Raw genomic sequence first — 24825 nt, 5'->3', positions numbered from 1 at the left:
GGTTAAAAACGCCACACCGGATAGCGTGGCGTTTTGCGTGTGTTCTAGGCGGTTACACCTGTATTTGCTTCAGTTAAAGCGATTTCTGTTAACAGGCTGTCGGTATCTTTTTCTTCCGCAAGTGTAGCAGCCAGTAACTCTTCGGCCTCAGCATGCTCCATCAGCTTTGCAAAGGTTACAAGAGTTCCATAACTCGCTATCTCGTAGTGCTCAACTTTTTGTGCCGCCGTGATTAGTGCAGCATCAAGCACCTGTGGCTCGCTGCTGAAGCTTTCGATAATTTCGTCCGCCTCTTCCAGGAGACCTTCCATTGCCTTACACTTTTTACCCCTCGCAGTGAGACCTATTGAGTTAAAAACCTCTTTCAGTCGGTCAATCTGTCCTTCGGTTTGGGCATAATGGGTTTCAAAAGCATTTTTCAGTTTTTCACTGCCGGCGGCTTCTGAGAGTTTTTTCAGACCTTTAAGCAACTGCTTCTCCGCTCCAAGTATATCCCTTAATTCATCCACAAAAAGTTCATGAAGATGCGCATTTGGCATCTGTACATCATTTTTTTTATTTGCCATGTTTTTATAGTTTAATGTTCATCATAAGAACATGGCCTAACAAAAAAAAGTTTAAAAAATTTAAACTTTGAGTTCTTCTTTCAGGCATTTTATAGGTTTATCTAATAAAAGAAATATTGGTAAGCGGGTGCGAAGCTGTTTAAGGGAAACAAGCCAAGTAGAAACGATCCTGTAAGATTTCCTTTAGCTACAGACATCACAATTTGCTGGATATATCATAAAAAGACTTTAAAAAGTCAAGGGCTGCGTTACCCTTTTGAGAATCTTCTTTTAATAGAAAATCGTCCCCGAGGGGGAAAAAGCCAGGCAGTTTTTGGTATTCTTCGTGTCTTATTGATTTAAAACCCATGGTCCAATCCGGGAAATTGCGTTCTTTTAGAAATGACTCCCTTAATACCAGTACCCCTTGATGCCGTTCGTCCTTAGCTATCTTTTCGAAAAGTTTTTTCACATTACTTTCACTACCTTCCAGCACCTGCATAAAACGGCCTTCATATTCAGAAAAATATCGCCCTTCCATATATAAAAGCATACCTGTAATATCATTTGCCAGGTTATTTACGCTGGATTGGTTAAGTAAGCTGGTAAGACCATCCACGGGCATTAGCGTCCGGGCTTTACTGAAATAGATTAAGTGAAATAACAAAATAAATAAATTAGGTAAAACTGTTCCAAATTATGAATTTATTCTAATCTGCCAATTTTAAAGCGAAAGAATAAGCTGCGCATAAAGGCAACTATTTTTCAAAACCTTCTGTTAAAAGAAATTGTTTTTTTAGAGTTCAACATAAACGACAGTCTATCGGCTACTGGTAAATCGTAAAACGGATGAAAAAATATAAAATAGGAATAATCGGTTATGGAGGTTTTGGTAAATTCCTTCATTATTGGTGGGAAAAACTGCCTAATGTAGAAATTGTCGCGATTGCAGATCCGCACAAAAACTTTCAATCCCAAGAAAATTTCGTGGTATATCGTGATTGGAAAGAATTGATACAAGACAAAAACATAGACATTGTAAGTATTGTTACGCCACCCAGTTTACACGCTGAAATGGCCTGCGCAGCAATGAAGGCCGGCAAACATGTACTGCTCGAAAAGCCTGTGGCAATAAGTGAAGAAGGTGCTCGGGAGATTATAGAAACGCAGAAGCAGACTCGCAAGGTGATAACCGTAGATCACATGATCCGTTATAACCCCATTATTCAAAATCTCATCAAATTAGGACAGGCAGGTACTTTTGGCAAGCTAAGGCATGTTGTAGTAAACAACTATGCGCAGGATGAGGCTTTACCTCCTGATCACTGGTTCTGGAAAACAGAAATGTCTGGCGGAATATTCATCGAACATGGGGTACACTTTTTCGATATTGTGAATGCTATCGGCAATCAGGAATATGTTGAGGTGTATGGTTGCACTGATAGTAGAAATGAAAACCAGCGCGATCGTATGGCTGCAATGGTATTATATAACGAAGGTTTAATTGCGAGCTACTACCATGCTTTTTCCGGACCAGGCTTATTTGAACAAACAACGATACACCTTGCCTACGATCTCGCCCGTATAGAAATTGAAGGCTGGATGCCTATGAAAGGGACTGTGAAAGCACTGGTAAACAGCCGGGGCAAAGCACAGCTGGAAAGCTTGCCGGGCTGGACCATTATCGAACTTGGCGGATTAAATACTTTGAGAGACGTTTCCCGGCCCGAGGGCTGGGGCAGTGAGGATCTATCGGCCCAAAATCAAGCTGTAAATGCCGGCGGAATAACTTACCTGGTAGATGAAATGCTTTCCGGCAATTTTGAAATCCATCAAACCAAGGGTGAGGTTTACGGAAAATGTGTTCAGTCAATTTTATCAGACATCATTCAAAAAATAGAAAATAAAGACCATAAACTTACTATAACGATAGAGGATGCCTTCGAAAGCTTGAAAACAGCTATTCTCGCTTCTCAGTAAGCAATTAAGCATATAAGAGAATGCACTCCAACAAACTCAATATGATAACATATTGTGCGTGCGTTTCTGCGCTGCGATGATTAAAAGAATAAAATATTATGTATGATGTTAGAAAATGTATTTGCGCAATTGTTTAGCTATCCTAAAAAATTGAATCATGAGCGCATTTTACAGATAACAAAAAAAGAATGATTGATCTAACTATTGAAATACGCGATATCATTGCCATGTTGGTTTCTGTCATATGTGGCGGCATCATCGGGTTCGAGCGGGAATACAGGAACAAGTCTGCAGGATTCCGGACCATTATACTGATCAGCCTTGGATCGACAATTTTTACAATTGTGTCCTGGCATGGAACGGGGACCGACGACCGTATTTCAGCAAACATTATAACCGGCATTGGTTTTATCGGTGCAGGTGTAATCTTTAAAGACCGCATATCGGTAAGAGGGCTAACCACAGCTGCTGTTATCTGGACCTCTGCTGCAATCGGCATGACCGCTGGCGTGGGTTATCATGCACTTGCGTTTGTGCTCACCATCAGCACCCTTTGTGTTTTGGTAATGGTTAGTTATGTTGAAAAAATCATATCAGACCTGAAAAAGGAAAGGATGGTTACGATAACTTTCGTCGACAATTCGTTTTCCAGCGTGCTTTTGCTCGAAAAACGGCTAAATAACACCGAAGCCAAGATTGAGCGTATGGAAGTTTCCAAAGAAGAGGGACGGATAAATGTAGTGTACCTGATAAGGGGTAAAAAGGCGGCCGTAAATGAGCTCAACACACTACTGGCTATGGCTGAAGAGGTGGCGAGCTTTTCTTAACTGATATTTTAATTGATAAACCTCAAATAAATATAGATATGGAACAGAGTAAGGACAATAGAGTCATTCCCATGACCTCGTTTTCCAGTGGAAACGGAGAAGCGGTAGCTGATGATGTATATTATTTCACCAACCAGATCGTTAATGTTGTTATGCTTGGCAGCCCGGGTGAAGACTGGATTTTAATAGACTGTGGCATGCCGAAGTGCGGCGAGGAAATTATAGCTGCTGCAGAAAAACGTTTTGGCAAAGATAACCCACCCAAGGCAATTTTCTTAAGTCACGGCCATTTTGACCATGTTGGCGGCATTGTAGCGCTAATCAACAAGTGGAATGTCCCTGTATATGCACACCCACTCGAAATGCCATTTATTACAGGAAAAGAGGAATACCCAGAACCCGACAGTTCAGTTGAGGGCGGGCTGCTGGCCAAACTTTCATCCATTTACCCACACGAACCAATTGATATTTCCGGGCATGTGTACAATTATCCGGAAGACGGAAGTTTGCCAGACATCAAAAAATGGCGTTGGATCCATGCACCCGGACATTCGCCAGGGCAGGTAGTATTTTTTCGCAAGATAGACAGGATTTTGATAGCTGCCGATGCATTTATAACCGTAAAACAGGATTCATTTTACAAAGTTCTTATCCAGAAACGTGAGGTACATGGCCCGCCGAGATATTTAACTACCGATTGGCAGGCTGCATGGGATACGGTTAAAAAGCTGAGAGACCTGCGCCCATCTATAGTGGTTTCTGGCCATGGCCAATATATGAAGGGCGCAACACTTAGGTTAGGGCTTAAAAAGCTAGCTGAAAATTTCGACACCTTAGCAATACCTTCGCACGGCCGCTTCGTATAACTTCGGTGAAACAATGTTTCTTGTTTCTAAATTACCGATAGCGTAAATTCTGCGCCATCGAAAACCTTAACTTGAACTTGCTGCATGGCCTCCAAAAAATGCGTGCATGAGGCAAGAAAAAGAGGGTGTAGCAGGCCTAAAATCAATATCCCTTTACCTTGAAGTAAAATACTTAATCAAAAAAAGGATAAATACGCTTTATATCGTTTCATAAAACACGCGGCCGGTAAATGGGGTTCTCTTTAAAGAACAATGTTTAGAAATCAAAGGCATACCCAAATTAACCTTTAGGAAAAAAGTAAAACATACTTAGCGCATGAAAAGAATATCGAGAAAAACACACGGAATAATTGACTACCTGTGGGCTGCAATGATGATTGCTGCACCTTTTTTCTTAGGTTTTACGACGGTTATTCCAGCTGCAACCTGTTTTTTTATTGCCGCCCTTAGTGTCATTCTGCTATCTCTTTTTACAAACTATGAACTTGGTGTGTGGAAAAGATTGCCAATGGCTTTCCATCTGGATATGGACGTTGTTTTAGGATTCACGCTGGTTATTTCTCCCTGGCTTTTTGGGTTTTATAACCAGATTTTTTTGCCAAACATCGTTATGGGTGCCTTTTCCATTGTGGCCGGATTAACCTCAAACCGCAATTCGATGATTAAAGACGGTTGAAGACAGGAAAAGATAAAGCGTTGGCATTTAAACTAAAATACTGGCGATACCGAATGCTAGCCCGGTACTTTCCGTAAAGTTAATACAGGGAACAAAGATGATTACCGTGCCCTTCAGCTCTAGTGAAACGTACACAGGTTGATCAGGTAAATATTTCCCACAGCCCTTTGGCCAATCAATAAGGAACTTTGTATTACTTTTTGAGCCGTTAATAAAAAAAATTAGTTTTTTATTCCACATCAAATATGAAACCTACTTCCATCTGGGCAGCAAATGCCCAAACAGAGCTTAAATCACTAGCGCCTGTTGCCGAGATTTCCAAATCGCTTCAGCTTTATGCTTATCTGTCAAGTGATACACTTTGGCTGGTAAAAGAACGGCCTGACGGGAGCCGTATTGCTTTCCGCACGGCATTTTCACCATCCGGAAAACTAGAAGTAAAAAAAATCCATCATGAAGATGGAGAAACAACGGTAAGCCTCGCCTGTTCAACAATTGTTTACCAGGTAACGGTACAGCATGAAGCAGGAGATAATTTTTTCCGTTATACTGTAATGGCAACACCGAAGGCACCATTGCTTATCCCTTATTGGCCAAGAGATATCATCTCTTTCGATGAAAAAGGCAAAATAAAACAACAGGGCAAAATCCATACCCAGCAAAGGGGAACCCGCTCCGGAGTCCTTTTTTTTAATGACGGTGATTCTGGCTCCGTTTTTTATTTTCAAAACCTAACAGCCCTTAATGATTATTGCGAAACTGCACAATGCAGTGCTAGTGGCGCTGTTGGAGGAGAATGGCCTGAAATCGGCTTCTCTTTACCAGCGACTAAGACACCGTTAAAAAAAGGCATAAGCTACTGCCTTAGTGACGGTTTTGTGCGCCTATCGGATCCACTTCCTTCTACCCCTGCCGAAACCGCAATATTGTATATGGATCAGTTAGCGGCAACTTATATTAAACTCCCACGACCAGAGCGTTTTTACCATGACTGGCTTGACACCGTGGAGAAAGGTCTGGCGGATTTGACATACCATAAAGGCTGCTGGACATTTGCCGGAGGCCATAGTTATCTCAACGCTTACGTAGCTGATTATAAAACGCCACCTGAAGTGATGGTTCAGCTTGCTGTATTGCTCCCGATGCTTGATTACCTGGATTGGAAAGGGGAAACCACTCATCAACTGGTAACCGAACTAAGGGCGGGGCTCGAGGCATTCTACCAGCAAGATATGGGAACAATTGTAAGATGGCTCCCATCGGCCGAAAAGAACCTGGACCATTCTGAAGAGCAGAAAAAACCGCGGGTGATGGACGCCTGGTATTTACACCATCCATTAATGAACCTTGCCCGCCTAAGCACCCGTGGTGACGAAGACGCAAAAAAAATCCTGCTTGATTCCATCGATTATGCAATTAGGGTAGCCCATAAATTCAATTACCAGTGGCCTGTATTTTATCAGATGGATACCCTTGATATTATAAAAGCAGAAATCGCAGAAGGAGAAGGTGGTGAAAAAGATGTTCCAGGCACTTATGCAGACTTAATGCTGAGGATGTGGAAAATAACCGGAGAGAAAAGGTTTTTTGAAGAAGCCAAAAAAGCAGCATCGAAATTAAAAGGCCTGAGCTTTGAACTGTTTTATCAGGCAAACAACACCGCATTTTCTGCAGGAGCCATGCTCCGGTTATATAAAGAAACTCAAGACAAAACATTTCTGGAACTGAGTTATGTATGTTTAGCGGCACTTTTTGACAACGTGCAGCTATGGGAATGTGATTACGGGAATGCAAAGAATTTTCCAACATTTTTTGGGGTTTTCCCTTTGAGAGATGCGCCTTATACTGCGGCTTACGAAGAGCAGGAGGTATATTCAGCCCTTCATGATTACCTTGCAGAAGCAGAAGGCCTGGAAATCCTCCCATCGGTAAGGTTGTTGATTGCAGAGTTCATCAGGCACATGGTAGGCCGTGTGGCCCATTACTTTCCGCCAATGCTGAAGGAAGAGGTGATAGCTGAAGAAAGCAAGACAGGTGAAATTGATCGCAGGCTCTGGATTGCACTGGAAGATCTGCACGACGGTTGGGAGCAATCTGGCGAAGTTGGACAGGAAGTGTATGGGGCAGGGATCGCATTCGGCGTAATCCCGAATCAGTATTTTAGAGTTAAAAATGAATCTTTCATCATTTTTTGCGATTATCCCATATTCAATTTTCGATGCCGGGCAAATGCGGTGTCATTAACCACTGGCGGCGACGAACGGTTGAACTGCAGGATGATTATTTTATTCCAGGGCGGAGAAAAACCCAATAGTTTGGAAGTGAGATCTGGCCAGAAAAAAGAAAAGCACAATCCAGTGAAAAACAAGCCGGATCTGCTGGAGTATAGCATAGCAGGAAATCAAAAGGTGAGTATTAATTGGTAGGTTAAGAGCAGTTGCAGCACGCTGGTCAATAACCACAGCGTGCTATTTAATTGGAATAACATAAAATCACTACCAAACGGCATTATATTTTCAGCGCGACAAACACTGCACCAGATTCTTTTTTATTTTGAGCGGTTTCGAAGGCTTCGTTGATCTGATCCAACGAAAAAGAGTGGGTAATCATTTTTTTCGCATTGATTTTTCCTTTGGCCAAAAGATCCAGGCATACCGCCATTTCAGGATAGATATCCCAAAAGCCATAACTTGCACTGGGGATAATTGTAATGCCTGACTTTTGCAAATGCTGCCAATCCATCTCTATACCTGTGCTTCCGGATTCGAAACCACCTACAATAATTACCTTGCCCCCTATTCGGGTGAAAGAAACTGCCTGAGGAAGTGTAGTTGACATTGAAGGCCCTCCGGCACATTCAAACGTAATATCTGCCCCCCTCCCATCTGTAAAAGTTTTCAAGCGCTCAAGCCCGTCTTCGACTTCTGTGTTCACCACTTCATCTGCGCCAAGCTCCCTGGCCAGTTGCAGTGCACTGGGAACAATATCAAAAAGGATCACATCTGCACCCGATGCTTTTGCAAGCTGCAGTTGTGCCAGCCCTATTGGTCCACCACCAATAACAGCCACTTTATCGTTAATATGCAATCCGCTTAACTGTTGCGCATGCAAACTCACTGCAAAAGTATCAAGAAGTGTTGCCTCTTCATCGCTTACATGATCGGGCAGGATATGAAATTTTGTTGCGGGACCAATAAGGTATTCGGCAAAGGCTCTGGATATGGTTTCCATCCTCACCTTATATAAGTTTGGACACAGGTTGTATTGTTGAATGCGGCACCATTCGCAGTCGCCATCACCCAAAAGGGTTTCGACTACAACCCTATCGCCTGGTTTTACATTTTTCACGTCCGGCCCTACTTCCACTACCTCGGCGGCAAGTTCATGGCCCATAATTTTACATTCCAGGTCGGGTTCATGTTTCTTCCAATGCCGCAGATCCGTTCCACATATCCCCGAAACTTTAATTCGTGCCAGCACCCAATCTGGCGCAGGTATTTCTACCCGGTCTACTTCCTGAACCTGAAAGGTCCCATCCGGCTTTTTCAACGCCGCTTTCATTTTATTGCTCATTCTGTTAAATTATAATTTAATATACATTAGCTAATTATCACCTGTCGATAGCTGCACAAACTGCATGCAGGCAGGTGCGTTTACCTGAGCGGCCACACCGCGATAGCTTAGTTTTCCGTTTTGAGGGGAGATCTCAAAAGCGGTAATTGAATTTCCCTTCTCATTGGCAGCAAAAAGATAACTTCCAGAAGGGTCAATTACCAGGTAGCGAGGCCCTTTGGCGCCGGAAGGTATTCTCTGAATTTCTTTTAAGGCGCCTGTATGTTCATTGATCGCAAAGACGATAATCTCATCTGCATCGCCCCGGTTGCTGGCATAAAGATACCTGCCGCTACGGTCGATTTTTATATCAGCAGCTTCGCGTCCGTTTGGTACCAGATCATTCGCTACCGTATAGCTGTATATCCATTTATCCAGCTGCCCTTTTTTAAATACAAAAATATCTGCGCTGAGTTCGCAGGTCACATAGAACCACAATCCGGTTGGATGTAGGGCCATACACCTCGGCCCTGAGCCGTCAGGCAGCGAAATAAAAGGAGTGTCTGCAAATATAAGCGGCTGTGTAGCTAAGGAATCATAGCGACAGACATAAATCCTATCAGTACCCAGATCTGCTATAAGAAGTATCCGCTGCTCTGATAGTAAAAGCGAACTGTGAACATGCGATGTTTCCTGGCGATCATGAACCGGTCCGGAGCCGCTAAATTCAAGGAGTTGTAAGGTATCTGACAGTTTTCCCCATTCATCAAAGGGCAGCATAGCCAAACTCCCGCCCCCATAATTGGCAGAGACAGCAAATTTGCCATCCCAGTCTACTGTTATATGACAGGCCCCGGAACCTTTGTATGATACTTTGCTGAGTAAGGCCGGCTTTGCCCCTGGAATCATCTGGAAAGTGACCATTGCCGAATAATCGCCTTTTTTGGTTTCACTGATGGCAAACAATAAACGCCCGCTTCGATCGGGAACGATGAAGGAGGGATTTTCCATCCCACAAACCGAATCCAACAAACCCAGTGTACCATCAGCGGTGTTAAAAGCATACCGAAAAATAGATTCCTGATCTGCCGCAGCATAACTGCCAACCAGAAGATGAGTTTCTACCTTGCTTCTCATACCTTGTTGATTAAATATTTAAATAATCTGCAAGCTTGGGCGGATTTTCAAATTAACCACATCACATGCCGGCGGCTGCGCGATACAGAAGGCTATGGCCCAGGCAATATCTTCTGCCCGGAGCATTTCTTGATTTCTGATCTGTTCTTGCTTTTCCTCCAAACTCGCCTCCTGCATATCGGTATCAACTGCTCCAGGTTCAATAAGGGAAATTTTAATGCCCATGGGATTAACTTCTTTACGCAGCGATTCTGAAAATCCCTGGATTGCCGCTTTGGTGGCAACATAAACAGCACTACTTTCTTCCCTTACATCAGCGCTCATTGAGCCGATATTGATAATCTGACCGGAGCCCTGTTCTTTGAACCTTACGATCGCTTCTTTGCTACAGGCCATGTAGGCCAATAAATTGGTATCCAGAATATACTGCCAATCTTCATAGCCTCCTTCAAGTATGCTTCCATATCCCAGGGCGGCGTTGTTGATCAATATATCCAGTCTGCCAAGCTGTTGATCGGCTTCTTTAAAGAGCCGCTCAATACCTTTTTCAGCCGAAAGATCAACAGCTATACCAAAACTGTTTAATCTGTTTCTTGCCGCAATCGCCTGTAGCGTTTCATCTATCTGCTCCTGATGACGACCACAAATAATACACTGGGCACCAAGCGAGCCGAGTAAAATCGCTGTTGCCCTTCCAATGCCTGTGCTGCCACCAGTAATCATAATTTTTTTGCCCAAAAAGGCACTGCTGAAATACGAATTAAAATCTTCCATAGCTTTAATTTAATTGTTAACAAATATTTATTATTGATTTGCTGAAGGATATTACCCCAGGTATTTCTTGAAACCGATCTGCGAAATACTTCCAATCACTCAGGATGCAACCAATTCCCCAAAGGATAATCCATGGGTTGTTTTCCGGTTCCTGCCGGTCATTCAGCCTATTTTTTTTATCTTGCCAGTAAAACTCCACTAGCGCCTTTATGCTTTTCTGTCTATCATCTCTATACTATTAACCTGCCCTAGGCTAGATTGTTGAGACAGAAACTACGTGTTTTGTATGTGGTTAATACCGTAACTTCTGTAACCGCACTAACACTTTAACCCTTTGTATCATCCATTTTTACAAAAAGCTTATCCTGCACGTTGAAATACGGGGCTTTTCTGCTGAAAGTACCCGTTTTGTGCTTCTATCAAACCGAAATTCCAGAAGAGCTGTTGAGCATTTAATCAGCTCGAACAAAGGTTATAGGGTTATAGCAGGATCAATCGTAAAAACATGAAAAAAGAAGAAATACATTGGGGTGACTGGCACCGCATCCTCATAGGCACCGCACCTACAGCATTTTTACTGGAAGTGCTGATCAGGACAATTATCATTTATCTGTTTCTACTGGTAACCCTTAGGCTGATGGGCAAAAGAATGGGCGGACAGCTGACGATTTCGGAACTGGCGGTGATGCTTACCCTGGGTGCAATCGTCTCTGTACCGATGCAGATACCAGACAAAGGTTTACTACAGGGAATCCTGGTACTTTTTTGTGCTTTTGCTTTTCAACGTGGCATTACCTATCTAGCTGCCAAAAACCATAAAATAGAACTTCTAACCCAAGGTAGCGAATCGTTATTGATCAAAGATGGGGTAATGCTCGCTACCAAACTCGACAGCATGAAAATCTCTCGCGAGCAGCTGCTTGCTGTGCTGAGAAACCAGCATATATACAATTTGGGCGAGGTACAAAGGGTTTATCTGGAAGCCTGTGGTATTTTTTCTGTTTTTAAATACGACCAGCCGAAACCTGGATTAAGCCTGGTTCCCCCTGCTGATGGCAAGGCGGAACAGGAATTTAACATAGTTGAGGAATCCATAATCTGCCTGGAGTGCGGAAATCCTGCCGCTGAACAATCAAGTAATAAAAAAACCTGTAAAAACTGCCACTCAGAAAACTGGGGCCAGGCTGTTATAGCAAAATGATTATGAAAGAATACGAAATTAAACTAACTGACATTCAACGCATCCTTCAGGGTGAAGTTCCGTTTCATTTTTTCATCGAGGTTATCCTCCGTACTGCTGTTATATACCTCATCTTAATGGTATCGATGAGGCTGATGGGCAAACGGATGTCTTCTCAACTAAGCCGTAACGAGATGGCGGCGGTAGCATCGCTTGCGGCCGCTGTCGGTGTGCCATTGATGAATCCTGACAGGGGCCTGCTACCTGCAGTAGTTATAGCAATGGTAATCATCGCGCTTCAGGTATTAATTGCCAAAATTGCCAGAAATAGCAAAAAGTTCGAATCATTAACACAGGGAAAATACAATATTTTAGTTAAGGATGGGGTGCTGAACCATAAGGCTATGTTACTAACCCGTATTACCAGAGACAGGGTGCTTTCACAGCTAAGGTCGCAGGGAATCAGCCACCTTGGAATGGTTAAGCGCCTGTACTTTGAAGCCGGGGGAACCTTTAGCCTGCTTCAGCAATCAGAACCAGTACCGGGTCTATCCTCAATTCCTGAATGGGACCAGGAAATGTCAGCTAAAATCCATCAGCAAAGTACACATAAAGTCTGCAAATTCTGCGGCAATTACCATAATGGGGCAAATAACAATAAATGCGAAAACTGCGGAAAGGATAGCTGGGTTTACGCGGTAAATAACCTCAACAATCAGCAAAACTGATTGCATGTAAAATAGCATTTAACCTAACATCATTTTAAGCCATAACGCCCGACGTTGTCTCGACCGGAGCAACTCATAGTGTTCCAAAGGAACCCCTTTGGAGGAGAGATCTTTGGAATAGATTAAAAGATCTCTCCACTAGGAGATGACGATTCATTGTAAAACGATCATCCAGCTCCTTTGTCTTGGCTAATACTAACTTCTGAAAGATTCCCAATAGAAAGGCGCCTCACAGCAATGGTAACACCCCAGGCTATCCCTTCCTCAAAAAATAAATTATCACCCACAAAAAATCCCAGAGAAGATGCCCACACCCAAATGGATCACACGAATAAATACGGAACAAATTCAGGAATTTATCGGCTTCTTTCGGGTATTTCACCCCTAAACCAGCACAATAAAAAAAAGGTTATCAATAGAAAGAAAAGATAAAAGTTATGAAAACATTAAAAACACTGATTATCGTTATGCTTACCATTTTAAGCTTACAAGCCTGTAAAAAGGATAACGAGGAAAATTACGCGATGGACAACCAGTCTTTTGTAAGCCAGGCCTCGATCAGTAACAGTTTCGAGGTGCAGGCAGGTGCGATGGCCATGCTAAAAGCGCAAAACACTGCGGTAAAACATTACGGCGAGCACATGACAACTGATCATACCGCCGTGGGAAACGAAATGAAATCGCTCGCGGAGGTAAAAGGATGGACTATACCAACGGCATTACAGCCCAGGGAGCAGGCAAACCTTGATAAGCTGAACAACACCGATCCATCATTATTCGACAGCGAGTTTATGAAGATAATGGTTGCCTCCCATCAGGACGCGATTACGCTGTTTTCTAACGCGGCTGGTGATATGGGGGTTTACGATGCAGACTTAAGATCATTTGCCGGAGCAAAGCTACCTTCACTTAAGACCCATCTCGAAGAAGCGGTGAAACTGCAGGCCCAGATCAAATAGCCAGACCAGTTAAGCACCTGTTTAACAACTAAAATATATTAATCCAAAGATGAAAGACAGCAAAAAGACGAAACACGGGCTGGAAGATGAGCCCCTTGGCAATGAAGATCAGAAAGCCGAAGACGGACCTCAATCATTTGAAGATAAGCGGCCCGCCGATCTGGAAATCCCAAAAGGGGATCATCCAAATACAGATACCAGCCGTAACCCGTCCGACTGGAAAAAAGAGCTGGGCGAATAACAAATGTGGACTGCAACCAAATCAGCAGATTATTGGCGCAGATCCACAAGTATTAAACAACTAACAAAATCAATTATGTTCCATCATTCAAAAGACCTACAATTTAATGCAAGGGTATCCAAACCGGATCCTGCATTTGCAAACATCCTGCTAGAACAGTTCGGAGGCGAAAATGGAGAACTCGCAGCTGCTATGCAGTATTTTACACAGGCATTCAATGCCAAACAGCCATATCCGGATAAATACGACATGCTTATGGATATTGCAACAGAGGAGTTTTCGCACCTTGAAATAGTGGGTGCAACTATTCAGATGCTGCTTAAGGGTGTTAACGGAGAATTGAAAAGAGCTGCAGACTCCTCTGAAATTATGCAGGTGCTGGAAGGTAAAGCTGCAAGGGAAGATATTATCCATAGTGCCCTCACAGCAAACCCACAGTTCCCGGTCATTACCGGAGGAGGGCCAACACTTCGCAACAGCCAGGGTATTCCATGGTGTGCTTCTTATATTCATTCCAATGGCGATTTAACCGTAGACCTCAGAAGCAACCTGGCCTCCGAATCGAGGGCCAAGCTGGTGTATGAACACCTCATGAAATTTACAACAGATCCGTACGTAAAAGACACACTTTCCTTTTTGATGACAAGGGAAGTTGCACATTACAAAATGTTCGAAGCCGCCCTGGAAACAATACAGCCCAACTTCCCGCCGGGCGTTTTACAATCAGATCCAAGGTTTACCCAGCAATACTTTAACCTTTCTACGCCAACAAGCTCAAGAGGGCCATGGAACCAGGGAAATATGCCGAAGATGGATAAAGAATGGGAATACATATCCGATCCGGCAGCCTATGTTAAAACGACATCAGGTCTCAGCGCTGAGGATATCAATCTTAACACAGAAATTGAGGAGGCAAATGCATTGAGTATCCAACTGGGCGAAATCCGGAGCCTGGAAGTCAAATCTTCAGAACCTGAAGGAACCGCAACGTGGAGCGATTATAATCCTGGATTAACATCCATTTGACATGGCAAATACCGAACCGATAAAAGCCTGGTCTTTTACTAGACCGGGTTAATCGGTGACTATCAGGATACAGTTATATAACATGCCTATGAAAGATAACAGCAAAAATAAAGAGCGGAGAGAACAAAGGGAAGAAAACAGCAACCCCTCCCTCCAGGATGAGATCGTTAAAACGCTTCAGAAAAAAAATGAACAGATTAAAAGTGGAGCAGAACAAACGAATCAAAACGGAAGCAAAAATAAGGGATCAATGGGTTTTGATGAGCGGTCGGTTTCCTGGCCATAATACCAGCTAATAATAGCAATGCTGCTTACAAAAATAGGATTGCTTGCCTGCCCGACCAGGAATATATCTCTTTTTTGCCTCAGGCACGGAAAAGTTATTTAAAGGTGCAAATTATGAAAAAACAAAGCTGTCCCCTTCCCAAGGGAAAACTTATGCTCATCGGAGGCGCTGAAAACAAATCGCCTACCGAACTGACCGATAAATCTGTCCTTTCAGCCTTCATTGAGATGTGTGGCAAATCTCCTGTTATTGAAATTATTACCACAGCAGGATCGGAAGAAGTTAATGATACCTACAATGTGTATGCAACTTGCTTTAATGCGCTTGGTGCAAGTACAACCGGCCATATCCATCATGAAAACCGTCCGTTGGATGCCGATCTGGCCGAACGTATTGATAAGGCAAACGGCATTTTCTTTACCGGGGGCGACCAGCTTAAACTCACGGCGATATATGGAGGAACGGAAATAATGGGGCAGATCAAAAACAGGTATATCCATGGCGGACTGATCGTTGCAGGAACAAGCGCAGGCGCAATGGCAATGTCGACCCCGATGATTTTTGACGGCACGGGCAATAACGAAATGGTGGCTGCGGGGGTAAAAGTTACCACTGGATTCGAATTTCTGCGAGATGTTTGTGTGGATACACATTTTGTTCACCGCGGGCGTTTTGTACGGATGGCCCAGGTGATTGCTACAAACCCAGCCTCTATAGGCATAGGTATAGAAGAGAATACGGCAATTATAGTTACAGAGGCTTTTAATTGCGAGGTGATTGGCAATGGGGTTGTTATATTGTTGGATGGCGAAGGAAGCAACGGCTCGAATATCACCTCGTTCGATGATGACCGAAAAATTACCATCCGTGATTTGAAAGTATCAGTTTTGTCAATGGGTGAAAAGTTTATTATTCCTTGCAGGAACACGCCTCACCTTTGAGCTAACCGGTTTCCATAAAAGGAAATTTATTCTCCTTACCTGCTTTCTTTTAAGCGTCTCTGACTCGTTTTTATTTGTAGGTCTGTAGAGACGCTACGCTTAACTCTACGGACAGAAAGGGGCATATAGCGGTTGAGCGGGATCATTTCGAATATAACTCTATCATTAACAGCAATTTACGTATTAACGCTTATCAAAAAAACAAAAATGCAATAGGGAATCAACAGAAAACTATCATTTACTTATATATTAAATTTTAAAATTATGTTAGCAATGAACTATCGCGGACCCTACAGGGTACGTACCGTTGAGCGGCCAATGCCTGAAATCCTGCATCCCGAAGATGCGATTGTGCGGGTTACAAGAACTTGTATCTGTGGGTCGGATCTCCATCTTTACCATGGGATGGTACCTGATACACGTGTTGGATCTACATTTGGGCATGAGTTTACCGGAGTTGTTGAAGAAGTTGGTCCGTTAGTAACCAATGTCAAAGTCGGCGACCATGTACTTGTACCTTTCAATATTGCCTGCGGCAAGTGTAATTTTTGCAAGCAGGGACTTTACGGAAACTGCCATGAATCCAATACAATGGCCACCGCTGTGGGTGGCATTTTCGGGTATTCGCATACGGCAGGTGGCTTTGATGGCGGGCAGGCAGAATATGTCCGGGTGCCCTATGCAAACGTTGGCCCAACAGTCATCCCACCTGATATGGATCCCGATGATGCTGTGCTATTGACAGATGTGGTGCCTACAGGTTACCAGGCAGCCGAAATGGGTGGCATAAAAGAAGGTGATACGGTGGTTGTGTTCGGCGCAGGCCCAATTGGAATAATGGCTGCCAGGTGCGCCTGGTTTTTTGGCCCTTCCAGGGTGATCATTATCGACCATGTTGATTACCGGCTTGAGTTTGCAAAAAATTATGCAAAGTGCGAAGCCTACAATTTTAAATCTATGGATGATCCTGTCGTTTTCCTTAAAAAAACAACCGACTGGTATGGGGCAGATGTGTGTATTGATTGCGTTGGTTGCGAAGCCGAAGGAAATGCACTCCAAACTTTTACCGGTAAACTGACCCTGATGCAGGCCGGAACGGCAACTGCGCTTCAGTGGGCTATAAACTCAGTAAAAAAGGGCGGAATCGTTTCGGTAGTCGGCGTTTATGGTCCACCGTTCAATTACGTTCCTATTGGCAATATACTCAATAAAGGTATCACACTAAGGGCAAACCAGGCATCGGTTAAAAGACTGTTACCACGCTTGATCGATCATGTTCAATCTGGCAGGCTTAATCCAAAGGGCCTTATCACCCATAGGGTTCCATTGGAAGAAATTTCGGAAGCTTACCGGATCTTTTCATCCAAACTGGATGAATGCATTAAAACTGTACTTATCCCATCAACTAAATCATAATGTTATGAACACTCAAAATCAAGACTACAAGAATATTCCGGGATGGGGCATGGATATTGATCCTGACAACGAACCCACCTACCCCATTAAAAACTATACCGGAGACGACCACAACAGAAGCAATTATGAAAAAGCTGAACAACAGCCTGTAAATATTGAGCTTCTAAAATCTAATGAGCGGCCACAGCCCAGCGTGGTATTCGGAACCTCCGTTCCCCCATCAGGACTCAGCGGTGCAATACGCAGATATGCTTTTAAGCATAGCGAGGACAGGTACCGCCACTGGATACCGCTAATCCTCGCAGACAGGGTAAATGCTTTGGAAGGCATCATTGAAGACGTTAAGAAAGGTACCTTTCCAGATATTGTTAAAGAAAGAGGCTGGAAATCAGAATTCAGGTATAATCCTGTCAATATGATAGGCAAGGCGGCAATTACCCTCGCCCTAGGTGGTCTGGTGATCAAGTATCTTTGCAAAAGAAAATAATAAAAAAAGGACCTGCCTTGGGACTAAGTACCCAAGGCAGGTCCAATTTCTTCAGTTATATTTCCTTATGCTATAATTTGGTTGATCGCGATAAAGGCACTCAAAATGTTACTGCCCATCACGCGGACCCGGATAAGCACGAGGGTCAGTACCGCGCTGTTCTTCCTTATCTACGTCTTCATCTGAACGGTTATTCCTTAATTCAGTAATTGCGTCATCCTCTCCCGCTCCTTTGATTATATCTTCTGCGGGTGGCCTTACCGGTGTAAGTGATCCGTTTTCGGATGCTTCTTTTAAATGATCATCTTTACGCTTTTCCATAATTTTTTATTCATTTCTACATCGCTGTAGGTATAATTAATACCAATTTGCGACCAAAATATTTTTTAATCTGGTGGGGTGCCCATCACCGTACTATCCGTGGTTGTTCCTTTCCTGCTTTTCGCAGTACCATCACCTCCAAAAGAATCGAGCCTGCTGCTATCCTGAAGACTAGAATCAGGACTTGTGGACTTGCGATCGTTTTCTGTTCGATCAGCGTGGCAGCCCATACTGGCCATCATTGCAGCTGTAGCTATAGCAAAAATATATTTTCTCATAACTTATTAATTAAGACAACAATGAATCTCCTGATACCTCACGATTTAATTTTAAGCCGGAGTACATAACATCACCTCAGAAAGCAAAATTTTACTTTCTGAAGTGATGTTATCCGTCTGAAATATCGGTTTTGATACCACTTTGGTCTGATTAACCGAGCCCTGGATTTCCAGTGCTTTCGTCAATGTCAAGCTCACTAGGGTCAGGTTGCTCGTCCTCGGATGATGCATCTCTGCCCTCAATATTTTCTGTGTCCTCTGATGACTGGCCTGGGGACTGTTCGTTCACTGAATCTCCCTCAAGGGTATTGTTTTCCTGGGGTTCTTCGTTGCTAATATCTTGTCCGGAATTTTGCTCTGTACCTCCGTTTTGTCCGGTTTCTGAGTCTTGCGGTGTAGATTGATTTTCTTGTTCCATTTTCTTGTGATTAAGGTTAAATTTTATACCAATGTTTAGAGAAGGGGCATCGCAACAGCACGGTATGATCTACCTGGCTGGCAACCCAGCTATCCTATTGTCTTTGCTGTTGAGTACCTGTACTTCCATTCTGAGCAGTGGAATCAGTGCTGGTGCTTGTACTCGTGCTATCACGGCTTGTGCTATCCTGCATAGGGTCTGTACCACTCATTGAGCTCATTGAAGTATCACTGGAAGTTGAATCGCTGCTTGATGAGCGATTTTCGGAGTTACAGGCCATTACTATTGAAGTTAATGCGGCTGCGAATAATAAATTCTGCTTTTTCATATCTGATAAAATTGTTATAGTAAAAATCCTTTACCTGATCAAAAAGTTTTTGTTTTCAAATGGAAAGCTTTAAAACGGGGGTTAACCGCAGGCTTGGCGAAGTATTTATCCCACTAATTCCCGTAAAAGAAACGTCCGTAGGTTATTAATCATTCGTGTCCCTTTACGTAACCGATATATTAAAAACATCTTCTTATGGCATAAAAAAGCACTAGCAATTACTCAAAAAAGCCGATCAGTAGCGAAGGTTTTGGGCATGATGGTGTTTATTTTGCTGAAACGGGTCAATCCACTCTCATTTACCCGTTTTAGGTTTTGGAAGTTATGTGTGCAAAGATTGCAAGATCGTAATACGTCGGCGAGTGATCATGCCTTGTTGCCAAAGAAAAACCCAGATACGCTATTTTGGGCTTATAATTACCGTACCGTTTTTCAGAACATCCTTCCCCGCAATGTATTTGGCCGACAGTAGTTTTTTTAGGGTATTGTGAATATCCTCCTGTTCTGAGAAGATATACACCGGATCATTCAGGCTACAGTAAAGTTTATAAAGCAACTGGCTTACAAAGTTAGCGGAGGCCCTATCACTTTCATCCCGCAGGTTTCGTGAATTTTATCAACCTCTTCTCTGGTAGGTGCGTACTTCAGGTTATTCATCGTCCGGAAAAATGCTTCTGTTTTACCTGCCGGCTGTGCAAAATAGACCATTTTACCCTTGTTGGTCAGCTGTATCCAGGTATGCGGAACGTTGCGTGGTAAAAAGATGGTATCGCCTGGGTTCATCATTATTGTTTCCTCGCCCACCACAAAGCGATAATTTCCTTCTGTCACATAAAAGATCTCATCCTGGTGAAAATGCACATGCAGCGAAGGCCCTGTTTTTTCATACCCCGTGTACTCAAACATCGCGAGTTGGCCATTCGTGTCCTTACCGGATATTTTAATATCGTTTGGATTTTTCCCTTTGTATAAAAAAGATTCGCCAAAACGACCTTTACCCGCAATTATCTTAAATGGTTTTTCAGGAGAGGTATTTGCTACTCCGGTTTCTCCAAAAGCCAGCATTGCCGCTGCACCCAGCCAGGTTTGTAAGAATTGTTTTCTTTCCATAATTTGCTTGTTAGACAAGGCAAATATCGAAAGCCAAATGCAGGGTTTAGTGGTAAGAATCAGACATATTTAATAAACCTCTTCCGTGCCCAGCCTTCGTTCCGGGGAATCAATAGCAAAGAAAACCGCCGGGGTGTGGCCGGTAAACACCTGATAGTCCTTACTGAGGTGCTGGTAGTCATGATAACCACAGGCGATTGCGATATTAAACCAGCTCATTTCCGGGCAAAAATTTTTCATCCGGTAAGCCTGATTAAAGCGGATAACTTTCAGGTATGCCTTGGGGCTAATGCCCATCCGGTCTATAAAATTACGGTCGAACTGCCGGTGAGAAAGAAATGCGTTTGCTACGTACCAGTCCAGATCATGCTGCGGATCGAGCATTTGATCGGCCATAAGGTCTATCGCACGGACTTCCCTAACCGTGCTTTTGATCAGTTGGAGCATAAACCGTTCGGCAATAGCGATCATTTCCAAATGGTCTTTAGCATGATAAAGCTGGTCATTCACCTCTTCAATGCCGTTTCCAAAAAAATTGGAAGCATCGATCAACTGGTCGGTTAATTCAGCCATTGAAAAACCAAGCAAACGGTGCAAAGCACCTGGCTGAAAAACAATTTGCAGTGAGAGGAATTTCTTAAAAACAGTTCGTTTATTCATCACGGTAGGCTGGCCAATCAGCAAACCATTTTTGGGCCTGATATGCTCACCTTTATCGCTGTACTCAATGATGGTTGGTGTAGGAAAAAATTGCAGGCATTGCTCAGGCCGCGGCGTATAAGCTTTCGGCGGGATAGGGTCATGATTCGGAAACTCAAAATCAATTATCCGATAACACCTCACGAAAGCGGTTAAAGCAGGGCTAGATTTAATTTCGCGTAAATACATGATTTGATATCACTAATTTAGCTAAAACCTGTCGTATTGCAAATTTTAAGGAAGCTTCTTTGTACTGCTGATCAGGATAAAAGTGACCATAGACTAACGCTCATCAAGTAACTTTTAATCTTTGCTATTTAAGCAGCTCAACCTGGAGGGCTGCCCCAGCGCTGCGCAGGCGCTGTGTGTTAACGGTAGAACTTTGCTAAGCATGCCCTGCATGCTCATCCCAGCCTTCATGAGCCTGTATGCCTTCGCGGACTGCATGCAATGCCGGAAGGTCCAGTTCGCAGCCCTGGCTTTCGCAGTGGGCATGATCTCTCTCATCCAATTGAATAGTGCCGATTACCTCGCCGTTTTCTGATATTTCATACCGGGCATTTCCCAAAGTGCGGATGTCGTAAAACCTGCCCTGGTTCTCTAATGCCACTTCTATTCTGAACTGTTCCATGTTCTGTTATTGATTAGGTTTATTATTGCCTTCTTCCGCTGGCTTGTCATTAACTCTCTGATCCTGCCGGAATCTGGGATCCAGTTCATCAGTCTCTGCGGTGATGGCAGGATCCAGGAGAACCTTTTGCTCTCCTGTTTCTTTTTTTGGCTGTTGGCGATCTCCTGTGGTTTCCATAGTGCTTTTTATGGTTCAACAATTTATTCCCCGAAAGGTTCGGGGCAGCGCTGATTTATATTTTCTATTAAGGGACCTGGGTATTTTGGTTTGGTTATCTATAGTGTACGAAGCTGACTAAGGCGCTGAATGATGTCTGCTTTGGGAATGATCGACAAAGCATCAATACCAACATACTGCATGATTTTGGGTAAAAAAACATACCATTTATATTCATTTCTTAAAGCGCAAACAAAAACAACGGCACATTTCCAACACGATTTACCTTTAGGATTTTGCCAAACGGAATAATTTAATAAAGCTATTATCATTGAAAAAACGGGAAAGAATATTAATTTACTTTCCCATTCTGAAATCACGAATAAAAATTATTGGGTTAATTTCCCAATCAGTCTGTTCTATTTTAATTTCAGTTTCACCTACTGTTTAGCTGGAGCTGCGTTTATAATAGTGGAGATTTAACTGCTAGTAGCGGATGGCTTATTTTTTATAGGAATTTCTTTTTCGCTTCGTCACTTACGGGAGTGAAAAAATTAATCAGATTACCATCTGGGTCGCGAAATAGTAAAGAACGATTACCCCAGGGCATTGTTGTCGGTTCCTGAACAATGTCGCTAGTTAAATCTTTAATCCTTTCGTAATCATCATCTACATTCTCAACAAGGAACTCTATAATAATACTTTTGTTATCTCCTGGTTGTGCAACCCCTTCTCCGAAGAAAGCCAATGTTCGTGTACTACCAATTGCCAAAGTAAAAGACTCCGATTTAATCTCTGCAAAATCATCTGTTGCCCATTTGGCCGTTGTTCCTGTTGCATGCTCGAAAAACTGAACTAATCGTCTTATGTCAGCCGTAATGATTCTTATTGATACTAAGTTTGATTTACTCATTTTCCTTTTTGTTTTTAATTAATATTGCAAAGTACAATGGCATTATGACAACAGTATGTCAGGCATCGCATTTTTTTCTTTGGTATCCAAAAATTCTGTTAGGGCAAATTTGTATGTTTCAAAGAATTTCAAGTGGTTGTATAACAAGATAAAACGAAATGTATGAAAATCGGAATTATTGGTGCAGGCCAGATTGGCAAAGCACTCGCAAAAAAATTGGTAAATGCAGGGTATCCTGTTATTATCTCTAATTCGAGGGGGGCCGAATCATTGCAGCCCCTGGTTAAAGAACTTGGAACGCTGGCATTAGCGGGCACGAGCGAAGATGCCAGTAAGGCTGATGTTGTTATCTTAGCCGTGAGATGGGAGAAAGTATCCCTTGTGCTCAATAAGCTGAAGCAACAGCTTATTGGAAAAATCGTCATTGATGCAAGTAATCGGCCGCAGGACGCCAATCTTCCAGATCAGAAAAAACCATCCAGCGCTGTAGTGGCAGATTTAATACCAGATTCTAAAATTGTTAAAGCATTCAACACGCTATTTGCAAGGTGGCTTGAAGCAGACCCTGCAGTGGACAACGGCAAACGTGTGAGTTTTATTTCAGGTGATCACCGATCTGCAAAGGAGACTGTCGGGAAGATTATAACACAATTAGGATTCAAAGTTGTTGACCTTGGTAATCTGATACAAGCAGGACAAATAACAGATTTCGGAACACCCCTATCAGGATTAAACCTGGTTAGTTATCCCAGTTAATTTTAACATCGTCGGATCTGGTAATGGCGGCAAATTGAATTTCAAATACAACAGCTACCCCAACTTACCGATATACAATACCTGCGGTCTTTAGTGGAGGTGAATCCAAAATGGCATTTGGATGAAATGAATCCAGATGCGATAGTAATTTCTTTTCGGAAGCACGGCCCTTAGGTTCCATAAGATATCCCTACTCAATATTCTGCCACTCCTGCTACAAGAATATAATTAAGAAACATATAGGTTGTGTTTCTTAATTTTTGCGGTCAAAACCGTATCTTCGGCATGTTTTGATACAACAATATTACACCTGGTATAATGCAAATGGTCATTTCCACATTAGAAACGTAAGCCCATGTCTGAAATAAATTATCCTGTACCATATAATGAATCCGAAAGGCTTTTAAGGTTGTCCGATCTCGATATTGATTACGGAAGCCTGTCTGAAAGTTTTAAAGACCTTACCCATCTGGCCGCGAAAGTAGCTGGTACAGAAATCTCATTGGTTAACCTCATCGACGCCTATACCCAGTGGACGGTAGGCAGACATGGCCTTGATTTACAGCAGATGACGCGGGAAGAGTCTGTATGCCAATACACGATTACACAAAACGACCAGTTCGAGGTACCGGATCTTTCGACAGATGAACGCTTCAATAAAAATTTCTATGTTGGTGCTCCGCTGTCCCTTCGCTATTATTTTGGTGTACCACTTAAGGATAACGACGGATTAAACATCGGTGCCCTTTGTGTGCTGGATACCGGACTGAAAACACTGAGCCCGGAGAAGATCGAGCTACTGAAAATCATTGCTGCAGAGATCATGAACAGGATAAAAACCTATCAGACCATGGAGTTGCTGCAAAATAATTTAAAAGATCTTAAAGAATCAACCAAAAAAGTTGCTCATGATATTCGCGGCCCCATTGCAGGGATAATAGGTTTATCAGAAATTATTACTGAACAAGGAAAAAGTGCCAACTTAGATCAGGTAATTGAGTTTATCAAATTAATTCATAGTGGAAGTAGATCAATTTTAGATCTTGCCGACGAAATACTTTCCGATAATGAAGAAGTGAAAGCTCCAGGCGTCAATGAATTTGACCTCAGCAGTTTCCGCACCAAGCTTCAGGAGCTTTACGAACCGCAGGCAACCTGCAAAAACATCAATCTGAATATCAGTATTAATCCAGACAAAAAAAACATTGTCTTTTCGAAAAACAAGCTGCTGCAGATTAATGGTAACCTAATTTCCAACGCCGTAAAATTTACCCCCAGCGGCGGTACAATAACCGTAGACCTTGACGTAGTGGTGAAGCCCGAAACCAATATTTTACGTATTGTGGTTACCGACAATGGCATCGGAATTATGGAAGACGAAATTGTACAGATTTTAACAGGAGGCATTGGCACAAAACAAGGCACCGGAGGTGAAAAAGGTTACGGATTTGGCTTATCGCTGGTAAAACACCTAATTGACAAACTAAACGGTGAAATGCTTATCACCTCTGAAAAAGGACAGGGGACAGTCTTCCGCATTGAACTTCCTCAACGCCATTCGTAATTTTCTGTCCGCTAAAAATCTAGTTTTTGC

Annotated in this window: 30 protein-coding genes; 16 read left to right on the top strand and 14 right to left on the bottom strand. The window is 42.9% G+C overall.

Going from position 1 to position 24825, the window contains the following annotated elements:
* Positions 1-44 precede the first annotated feature (44 nt).
* Both ACTJKN_RS07775 and ACTJKN_RS07770 read right to left on the bottom strand, forming a co-directional pair.
* The gene (locus ACTJKN_RS07775) at positions 45-566 is read right to left on the bottom strand and encodes a ferritin-like domain-containing protein (protein WP_440823789.1); all 522 of its coding nucleotides are present in this window, start codon (positions 564-566) and stop codon (positions 45-47) included.
* 196 nt (positions 567-762) lie between these two features.
* Complete coding sequence (locus ACTJKN_RS07770) at positions 763-1212, bottom strand: BLUF domain-containing protein (protein WP_440823787.1); 450 nt, start codon at positions 1210-1212, stop codon at positions 763-765.
* A 182-nt stretch (positions 1213-1394) separates the two neighbouring features.
* Here ACTJKN_RS07770 and ACTJKN_RS07765 point away from each other — a divergent pair, with 182 nt between their 5' ends.
* From ACTJKN_RS07765 to ACTJKN_RS07745, 5 genes are all read left to right on the top strand, one after another.
* Positions 1395-2525, top strand: a complete 1131-nt coding sequence (locus ACTJKN_RS07765) for a Gfo/Idh/MocA family protein (RefSeq protein ID WP_440823785.1) — start codon at positions 1395-1397, stop codon at positions 2523-2525.
* 188 nt (positions 2526-2713) lie between these two features.
* Positions 2714-3352, top strand: coding sequence for an MgtC/SapB family protein (locus ACTJKN_RS07760; RefSeq protein WP_440823783.1), 639 nt, complete (start codon positions 2714-2716; stop codon positions 3350-3352).
* Positions 3353-3390: 38 nt separating this feature from the next.
* A complete protein-coding gene (locus tag ACTJKN_RS07755; RefSeq protein ID WP_440823782.1) occupies positions 3391-4218 on the top strand; it encodes an MBL fold metallo-hydrolase in 828 nt (275 codons plus the stop codon).
* 316 nt (positions 4219-4534) lie between these two features.
* On the top strand, positions 4535-4894 hold the full coding sequence (locus ACTJKN_RS07750; protein ID WP_440823781.1) for an SPW repeat domain-containing protein: 360 nt from the start codon (positions 4535-4537) through the stop codon (positions 4892-4894).
* A 245-nt stretch (positions 4895-5139) separates the two neighbouring features.
* Complete coding sequence (locus ACTJKN_RS07745) at positions 5140-7320, top strand: hypothetical protein (protein WP_440823779.1); 2181 nt, start codon at positions 5140-5142, stop codon at positions 7318-7320.
* An 82-nt stretch (positions 7321-7402) separates the two neighbouring features.
* Here the strand turns inward: ACTJKN_RS07745 and ACTJKN_RS07740 are convergent, their stop codons facing one another.
* The 3 genes from ACTJKN_RS07740 to ACTJKN_RS07730 are packed head-to-tail and all read right to left on the bottom strand — an operon-like array spanning position 7403 to position 10357.
* Positions 7403-8467 (bottom strand): zinc-dependent alcohol dehydrogenase, encoded by a 1065-nt coding sequence (locus ACTJKN_RS07740; RefSeq protein WP_440823778.1) that lies wholly within the window; start codon positions 8465-8467, stop codon positions 7403-7405.
* A 30-nt stretch (positions 8468-8497) separates the two neighbouring features.
* Complete coding sequence (locus ACTJKN_RS07735) at positions 8498-9583, bottom strand: lactonase family protein (RefSeq protein ID WP_440823775.1); 1086 nt, start codon at positions 9581-9583, stop codon at positions 8498-8500.
* An 18-nt stretch (positions 9584-9601) separates the two neighbouring features.
* The gene (locus ACTJKN_RS07730; RefSeq protein WP_440823773.1) at positions 9602-10357 is read right to left on the bottom strand and encodes an SDR family oxidoreductase; all 756 of its coding nucleotides are present in this window, start codon (positions 10355-10357) and stop codon (positions 9602-9604) included.
* A 505-nt stretch (positions 10358-10862) separates the two neighbouring features.
* On the opposite strand from ACTJKN_RS07730, the gene ACTJKN_RS07725 reads away from it, so the two are divergent.
* The 9 genes from ACTJKN_RS07725 to ACTJKN_RS07685 all read left to right on the top strand — a co-directional run bounded on the left by ACTJKN_RS07725 (position 10863) and on the right by ACTJKN_RS07685 (position 17621).
* Complete coding sequence (locus tag ACTJKN_RS07725; protein WP_440823771.1) at positions 10863-11558, top strand: DUF421 domain-containing protein; 696 nt, start codon at positions 10863-10865, stop codon at positions 11556-11558.
* 2 nt (positions 11559-11560) lie between these two features.
* Positions 11561-12265 carry a DUF421 domain-containing protein gene (locus tag ACTJKN_RS07720; RefSeq protein WP_440823770.1) on the top strand — a complete coding sequence of 235 codons (705 nt, stop codon included), beginning with the start codon at positions 11561-11563 and terminating at the stop codon, positions 12263-12265.
* Positions 12266-12702: 437 nt separating this feature from the next.
* Positions 12703-13224 carry a DUF4142 domain-containing protein gene (locus ACTJKN_RS07715; RefSeq protein WP_440823768.1) on the top strand — a complete coding sequence of 174 codons (522 nt, stop codon included), beginning with the start codon at positions 12703-12705 and terminating at the stop codon, positions 13222-13224.
* A 49-nt stretch (positions 13225-13273) separates the two neighbouring features.
* Positions 13274-13465, top strand: a complete 192-nt coding sequence (locus ACTJKN_RS07710) for a hypothetical protein (protein ID WP_440823766.1) — start codon at positions 13274-13276, stop codon at positions 13463-13465.
* A 75-nt stretch (positions 13466-13540) separates the two neighbouring features.
* Positions 13541-14491 carry a manganese catalase family protein gene (locus ACTJKN_RS07705; RefSeq protein WP_440823764.1) on the top strand — a complete coding sequence of 317 codons (951 nt, stop codon included), beginning with the start codon at positions 13541-13543 and terminating at the stop codon, positions 14489-14491.
* 88 nt (positions 14492-14579) lie between these two features.
* The gene (locus tag ACTJKN_RS07700; protein ID WP_440823762.1) at positions 14580-14777 is read left to right on the top strand and encodes a hypothetical protein; all 198 of its coding nucleotides are present in this window, start codon (positions 14580-14582) and stop codon (positions 14775-14777) included.
* A gap of 113 nt (positions 14778-14890) precedes the next feature.
* Positions 14891-15718, top strand: a complete 828-nt coding sequence (locus ACTJKN_RS07695) for a cyanophycinase (RefSeq protein WP_440823760.1) — start codon at positions 14891-14893, stop codon at positions 15716-15718.
* Between the two features lie 264 nt (positions 15719-15982).
* Positions 15983-17134, top strand: coding sequence for a zinc-dependent alcohol dehydrogenase (locus tag ACTJKN_RS07690; RefSeq protein ID WP_440823758.1), 1152 nt, complete (start codon positions 15983-15985; stop codon positions 17132-17134).
* Positions 17135-17138: 4 nt separating this feature from the next.
* Positions 17139-17621 carry a hypothetical protein gene (locus ACTJKN_RS07685; RefSeq protein WP_440823756.1) on the top strand — a complete coding sequence of 161 codons (483 nt, stop codon included), beginning with the start codon at positions 17139-17141 and terminating at the stop codon, positions 17619-17621.
* A gap of 108 nt (positions 17622-17729) precedes the next feature.
* On the opposite strand, the gene ACTJKN_RS07680 is transcribed toward ACTJKN_RS07685, so the two are convergent.
* The 9 genes from ACTJKN_RS07680 to ACTJKN_RS07640 form a co-directional block, all read right to left on the bottom strand.
* On the bottom strand, positions 17730-17942 hold the full coding sequence (locus ACTJKN_RS07680; protein WP_440823754.1) for a hypothetical protein: 213 nt from the start codon (positions 17940-17942) through the stop codon (positions 17730-17732).
* 65 nt (positions 17943-18007) lie between these two features.
* Positions 18008-18220 carry a hypothetical protein gene (locus ACTJKN_RS07675; protein ID WP_440823753.1) on the bottom strand — a complete coding sequence of 71 codons (213 nt, stop codon included), beginning with the start codon at positions 18218-18220 and terminating at the stop codon, positions 18008-18010.
* 151 nt (positions 18221-18371) lie between these two features.
* Positions 18372-18638: a hypothetical protein gene (locus tag ACTJKN_RS07670; protein WP_440823752.1), complete on the bottom strand. Its 267-nt coding sequence runs from the start codon at positions 18636-18638 to the stop codon at positions 18372-18374.
* A gap of 94 nt (positions 18639-18732) precedes the next feature.
* Entirely contained in the window at positions 18733-18966 is a 234-nt protein-coding gene (locus ACTJKN_RS07665; protein ID WP_440823751.1) for a coproporphyrinogen III oxidase, read from the bottom strand.
* Between the two features lie 561 nt (positions 18967-19527).
* Positions 19528-20076, bottom strand: coding sequence for a cupin domain-containing protein (locus tag ACTJKN_RS07660; protein WP_440823750.1), 549 nt, complete (start codon positions 20074-20076; stop codon positions 19528-19530).
* A 69-nt stretch (positions 20077-20145) separates the two neighbouring features.
* On the bottom strand, positions 20146-20964 hold the full coding sequence (locus tag ACTJKN_RS07655; protein WP_440823749.1) for a helix-turn-helix domain-containing protein: 819 nt from the start codon (positions 20962-20964) through the stop codon (positions 20146-20148).
* Between the two features lie 196 nt (positions 20965-21160).
* A complete protein-coding gene (locus ACTJKN_RS07650) occupies positions 21161-21406 on the bottom strand; it encodes a hypothetical protein (protein ID WP_440823748.1) in 246 nt (81 codons plus the stop codon).
* Between the two features lie 6 nt (positions 21407-21412).
* Positions 21413-21583 (bottom strand): hypothetical protein, encoded by a 171-nt coding sequence (locus ACTJKN_RS07645; protein ID WP_440823747.1) that lies wholly within the window; start codon positions 21581-21583, stop codon positions 21413-21415.
* A 487-nt stretch (positions 21584-22070) separates the two neighbouring features.
* Entirely contained in the window at positions 22071-22475 is a 405-nt protein-coding gene (locus ACTJKN_RS07640) for a VOC family protein (protein WP_440823746.1), read from the bottom strand.
* Positions 22476-22637: 162 nt separating this feature from the next.
* On the opposite strand from ACTJKN_RS07640, the gene ACTJKN_RS07635 reads away from it, so the two are divergent.
* Together ACTJKN_RS07635 and ACTJKN_RS07630 are read left to right on the top strand one after the other, a co-directional pair.
* Positions 22638-23231, top strand: coding sequence for an NADPH-dependent F420 reductase (locus ACTJKN_RS07635; RefSeq protein ID WP_440823745.1), 594 nt, complete (start codon positions 22638-22640; stop codon positions 23229-23231).
* Between the two features lie 355 nt (positions 23232-23586).
* Positions 23587-24795: a GAF domain-containing sensor histidine kinase gene (locus ACTJKN_RS07630; protein WP_440823744.1), complete on the top strand. Its 1209-nt coding sequence runs from the start codon at positions 23587-23589 to the stop codon at positions 24793-24795.
* The last annotated feature ends 30 nt before the right edge of the window (positions 24796-24825 follow it).

It is taken from the genome of Pedobacter sp. 22163, assembly GCF_052045595.1.
Lineage (GTDB): Bacteria > Bacteroidota > Bacteroidia > Sphingobacteriales > Sphingobacteriaceae > Pedobacter.
The sequence above is the reverse complement of the archived record's forward strand: the minus strand, read 5'-3'. Positions and strand labels throughout refer to the sequence as shown.

Excerpts from the sequence above, each read along its gene's own strand:
- ACTJKN_RS07685 (WP_440823756.1), top strand. The coding sequence starts at position 17,139 with ATGAACACTCAAAATCAAGACTACAAGAATATTCCGGGATGGGGCATG.
- ACTJKN_RS07745 (WP_440823779.1), top strand. The coding sequence starts at position 5,140 with ATGAAACCTACTTCCATCTGGGCAGCAAATGCCCAAACAGAGCTTAAA.
- ACTJKN_RS07760 (WP_440823783.1), top strand. The coding sequence starts at position 2,714 with ATGATTGATCTAACTATTGAAATACGCGATATCATTGCCATGTTGGTT.
- ACTJKN_RS07740 (WP_440823778.1), bottom strand. The coding sequence starts at position 8,467 with ATGAGCAATAAAATGAAAGCGGCGTTGAAAAAGCCGGATGGGACCTTT.
- ACTJKN_RS07635 (WP_440823745.1), top strand. The coding sequence starts at position 22,638 with ATGAAAATCGGAATTATTGGTGCAGGCCAGATTGGCAAAGCACTCGCA.
- ACTJKN_RS07660 (WP_440823750.1), bottom strand. The coding sequence starts at position 20,076 with ATGGAAAGAAAACAATTCTTACAAACCTGGCTGGGTGCAGCGGCAATG.
- ACTJKN_RS07640 (WP_440823746.1), bottom strand. The coding sequence starts at position 22,475 with ATGAGTAAATCAAACTTAGTATCAATAAGAATCATTACGGCTGACATA.
- ACTJKN_RS07680 (WP_440823754.1), bottom strand. The coding sequence starts at position 17,942 with ATGGAAAAGCGTAAAGATGATCATTTAAAAGAAGCATCCGAAAACGGA.
- ACTJKN_RS07765 (WP_440823785.1), top strand. The coding sequence starts at position 1,395 with ATGAAAAAATATAAAATAGGAATAATCGGTTATGGAGGTTTTGGTAAA.
- ACTJKN_RS07750 (WP_440823781.1), top strand. The coding sequence starts at position 4,535 with ATGAAAAGAATATCGAGAAAAACACACGGAATAATTGACTACCTGTGG.
- ACTJKN_RS07655 (WP_440823749.1), bottom strand. The coding sequence starts at position 20,964 with ATGTATTTACGCGAAATTAAATCTAGCCCTGCTTTAACCGCTTTCGTG.
- ACTJKN_RS07670 (WP_440823752.1), bottom strand. The coding sequence starts at position 18,638 with ATGGAACAAGAAAATCAATCTACACCGCAAGACTCAGAAACCGGACAA.
- ACTJKN_RS07705 (WP_440823764.1), top strand. The coding sequence starts at position 13,541 with ATGTTCCATCATTCAAAAGACCTACAATTTAATGCAAGGGTATCCAAA.
- ACTJKN_RS07645 (WP_440823747.1), bottom strand. The coding sequence starts at position 21,583 with ATGGAAACCACAGGAGATCGCCAACAGCCAAAAAAAGAAACAGGAGAG.
- ACTJKN_RS07665 (WP_440823751.1), bottom strand. The coding sequence starts at position 18,966 with ATGAAAAAGCAGAATTTATTATTCGCAGCCGCATTAACTTCAATAGTA.
- ACTJKN_RS07650 (WP_440823748.1), bottom strand. The coding sequence starts at position 21,406 with ATGGAACAGTTCAGAATAGAAGTGGCATTAGAGAACCAGGGCAGGTTT.
- ACTJKN_RS07710 (WP_440823766.1), top strand. The coding sequence starts at position 13,274 with ATGAAAGACAGCAAAAAGACGAAACACGGGCTGGAAGATGAGCCCCTT.
- ACTJKN_RS07630 (WP_440823744.1), top strand. The coding sequence starts at position 23,587 with ATGTCTGAAATAAATTATCCTGTACCATATAATGAATCCGAAAGGCTT.
- ACTJKN_RS07675 (WP_440823753.1), bottom strand. The coding sequence starts at position 18,220 with ATGAGAAAATATATTTTTGCTATAGCTACAGCTGCAATGATGGCCAGT.
- ACTJKN_RS07730 (WP_440823773.1), bottom strand. The coding sequence starts at position 10,357 with ATGGAAGATTTTAATTCGTATTTCAGCAGTGCCTTTTTGGGCAAAAAA.
- ACTJKN_RS07715 (WP_440823768.1), top strand. The coding sequence starts at position 12,703 with ATGAAAACATTAAAAACACTGATTATCGTTATGCTTACCATTTTAAGC.
- ACTJKN_RS07690 (WP_440823758.1), top strand. The coding sequence starts at position 15,983 with ATGTTAGCAATGAACTATCGCGGACCCTACAGGGTACGTACCGTTGAG.
- ACTJKN_RS07720 (WP_440823770.1), top strand. The coding sequence starts at position 11,561 with ATGAAAGAATACGAAATTAAACTAACTGACATTCAACGCATCCTTCAG.
- ACTJKN_RS07735 (WP_440823775.1), bottom strand. The coding sequence starts at position 9,583 with ATGAGAAGCAAGGTAGAAACTCATCTTCTGGTTGGCAGTTATGCTGCG.
- ACTJKN_RS07755 (WP_440823782.1), top strand. The coding sequence starts at position 3,391 with ATGGAACAGAGTAAGGACAATAGAGTCATTCCCATGACCTCGTTTTCC.
- ACTJKN_RS07775 (WP_440823789.1), bottom strand. The coding sequence starts at position 566 with ATGGCAAATAAAAAAAATGATGTACAGATGCCAAATGCGCATCTTCAT.
- ACTJKN_RS07700 (WP_440823762.1), top strand. The coding sequence starts at position 14,580 with ATGAAAGATAACAGCAAAAATAAAGAGCGGAGAGAACAAAGGGAAGAA.
- ACTJKN_RS07725 (WP_440823771.1), top strand. The coding sequence starts at position 10,863 with ATGAAAAAAGAAGAAATACATTGGGGTGACTGGCACCGCATCCTCATA.
- ACTJKN_RS07695 (WP_440823760.1), top strand. The coding sequence starts at position 14,891 with ATGAAAAAACAAAGCTGTCCCCTTCCCAAGGGAAAACTTATGCTCATC.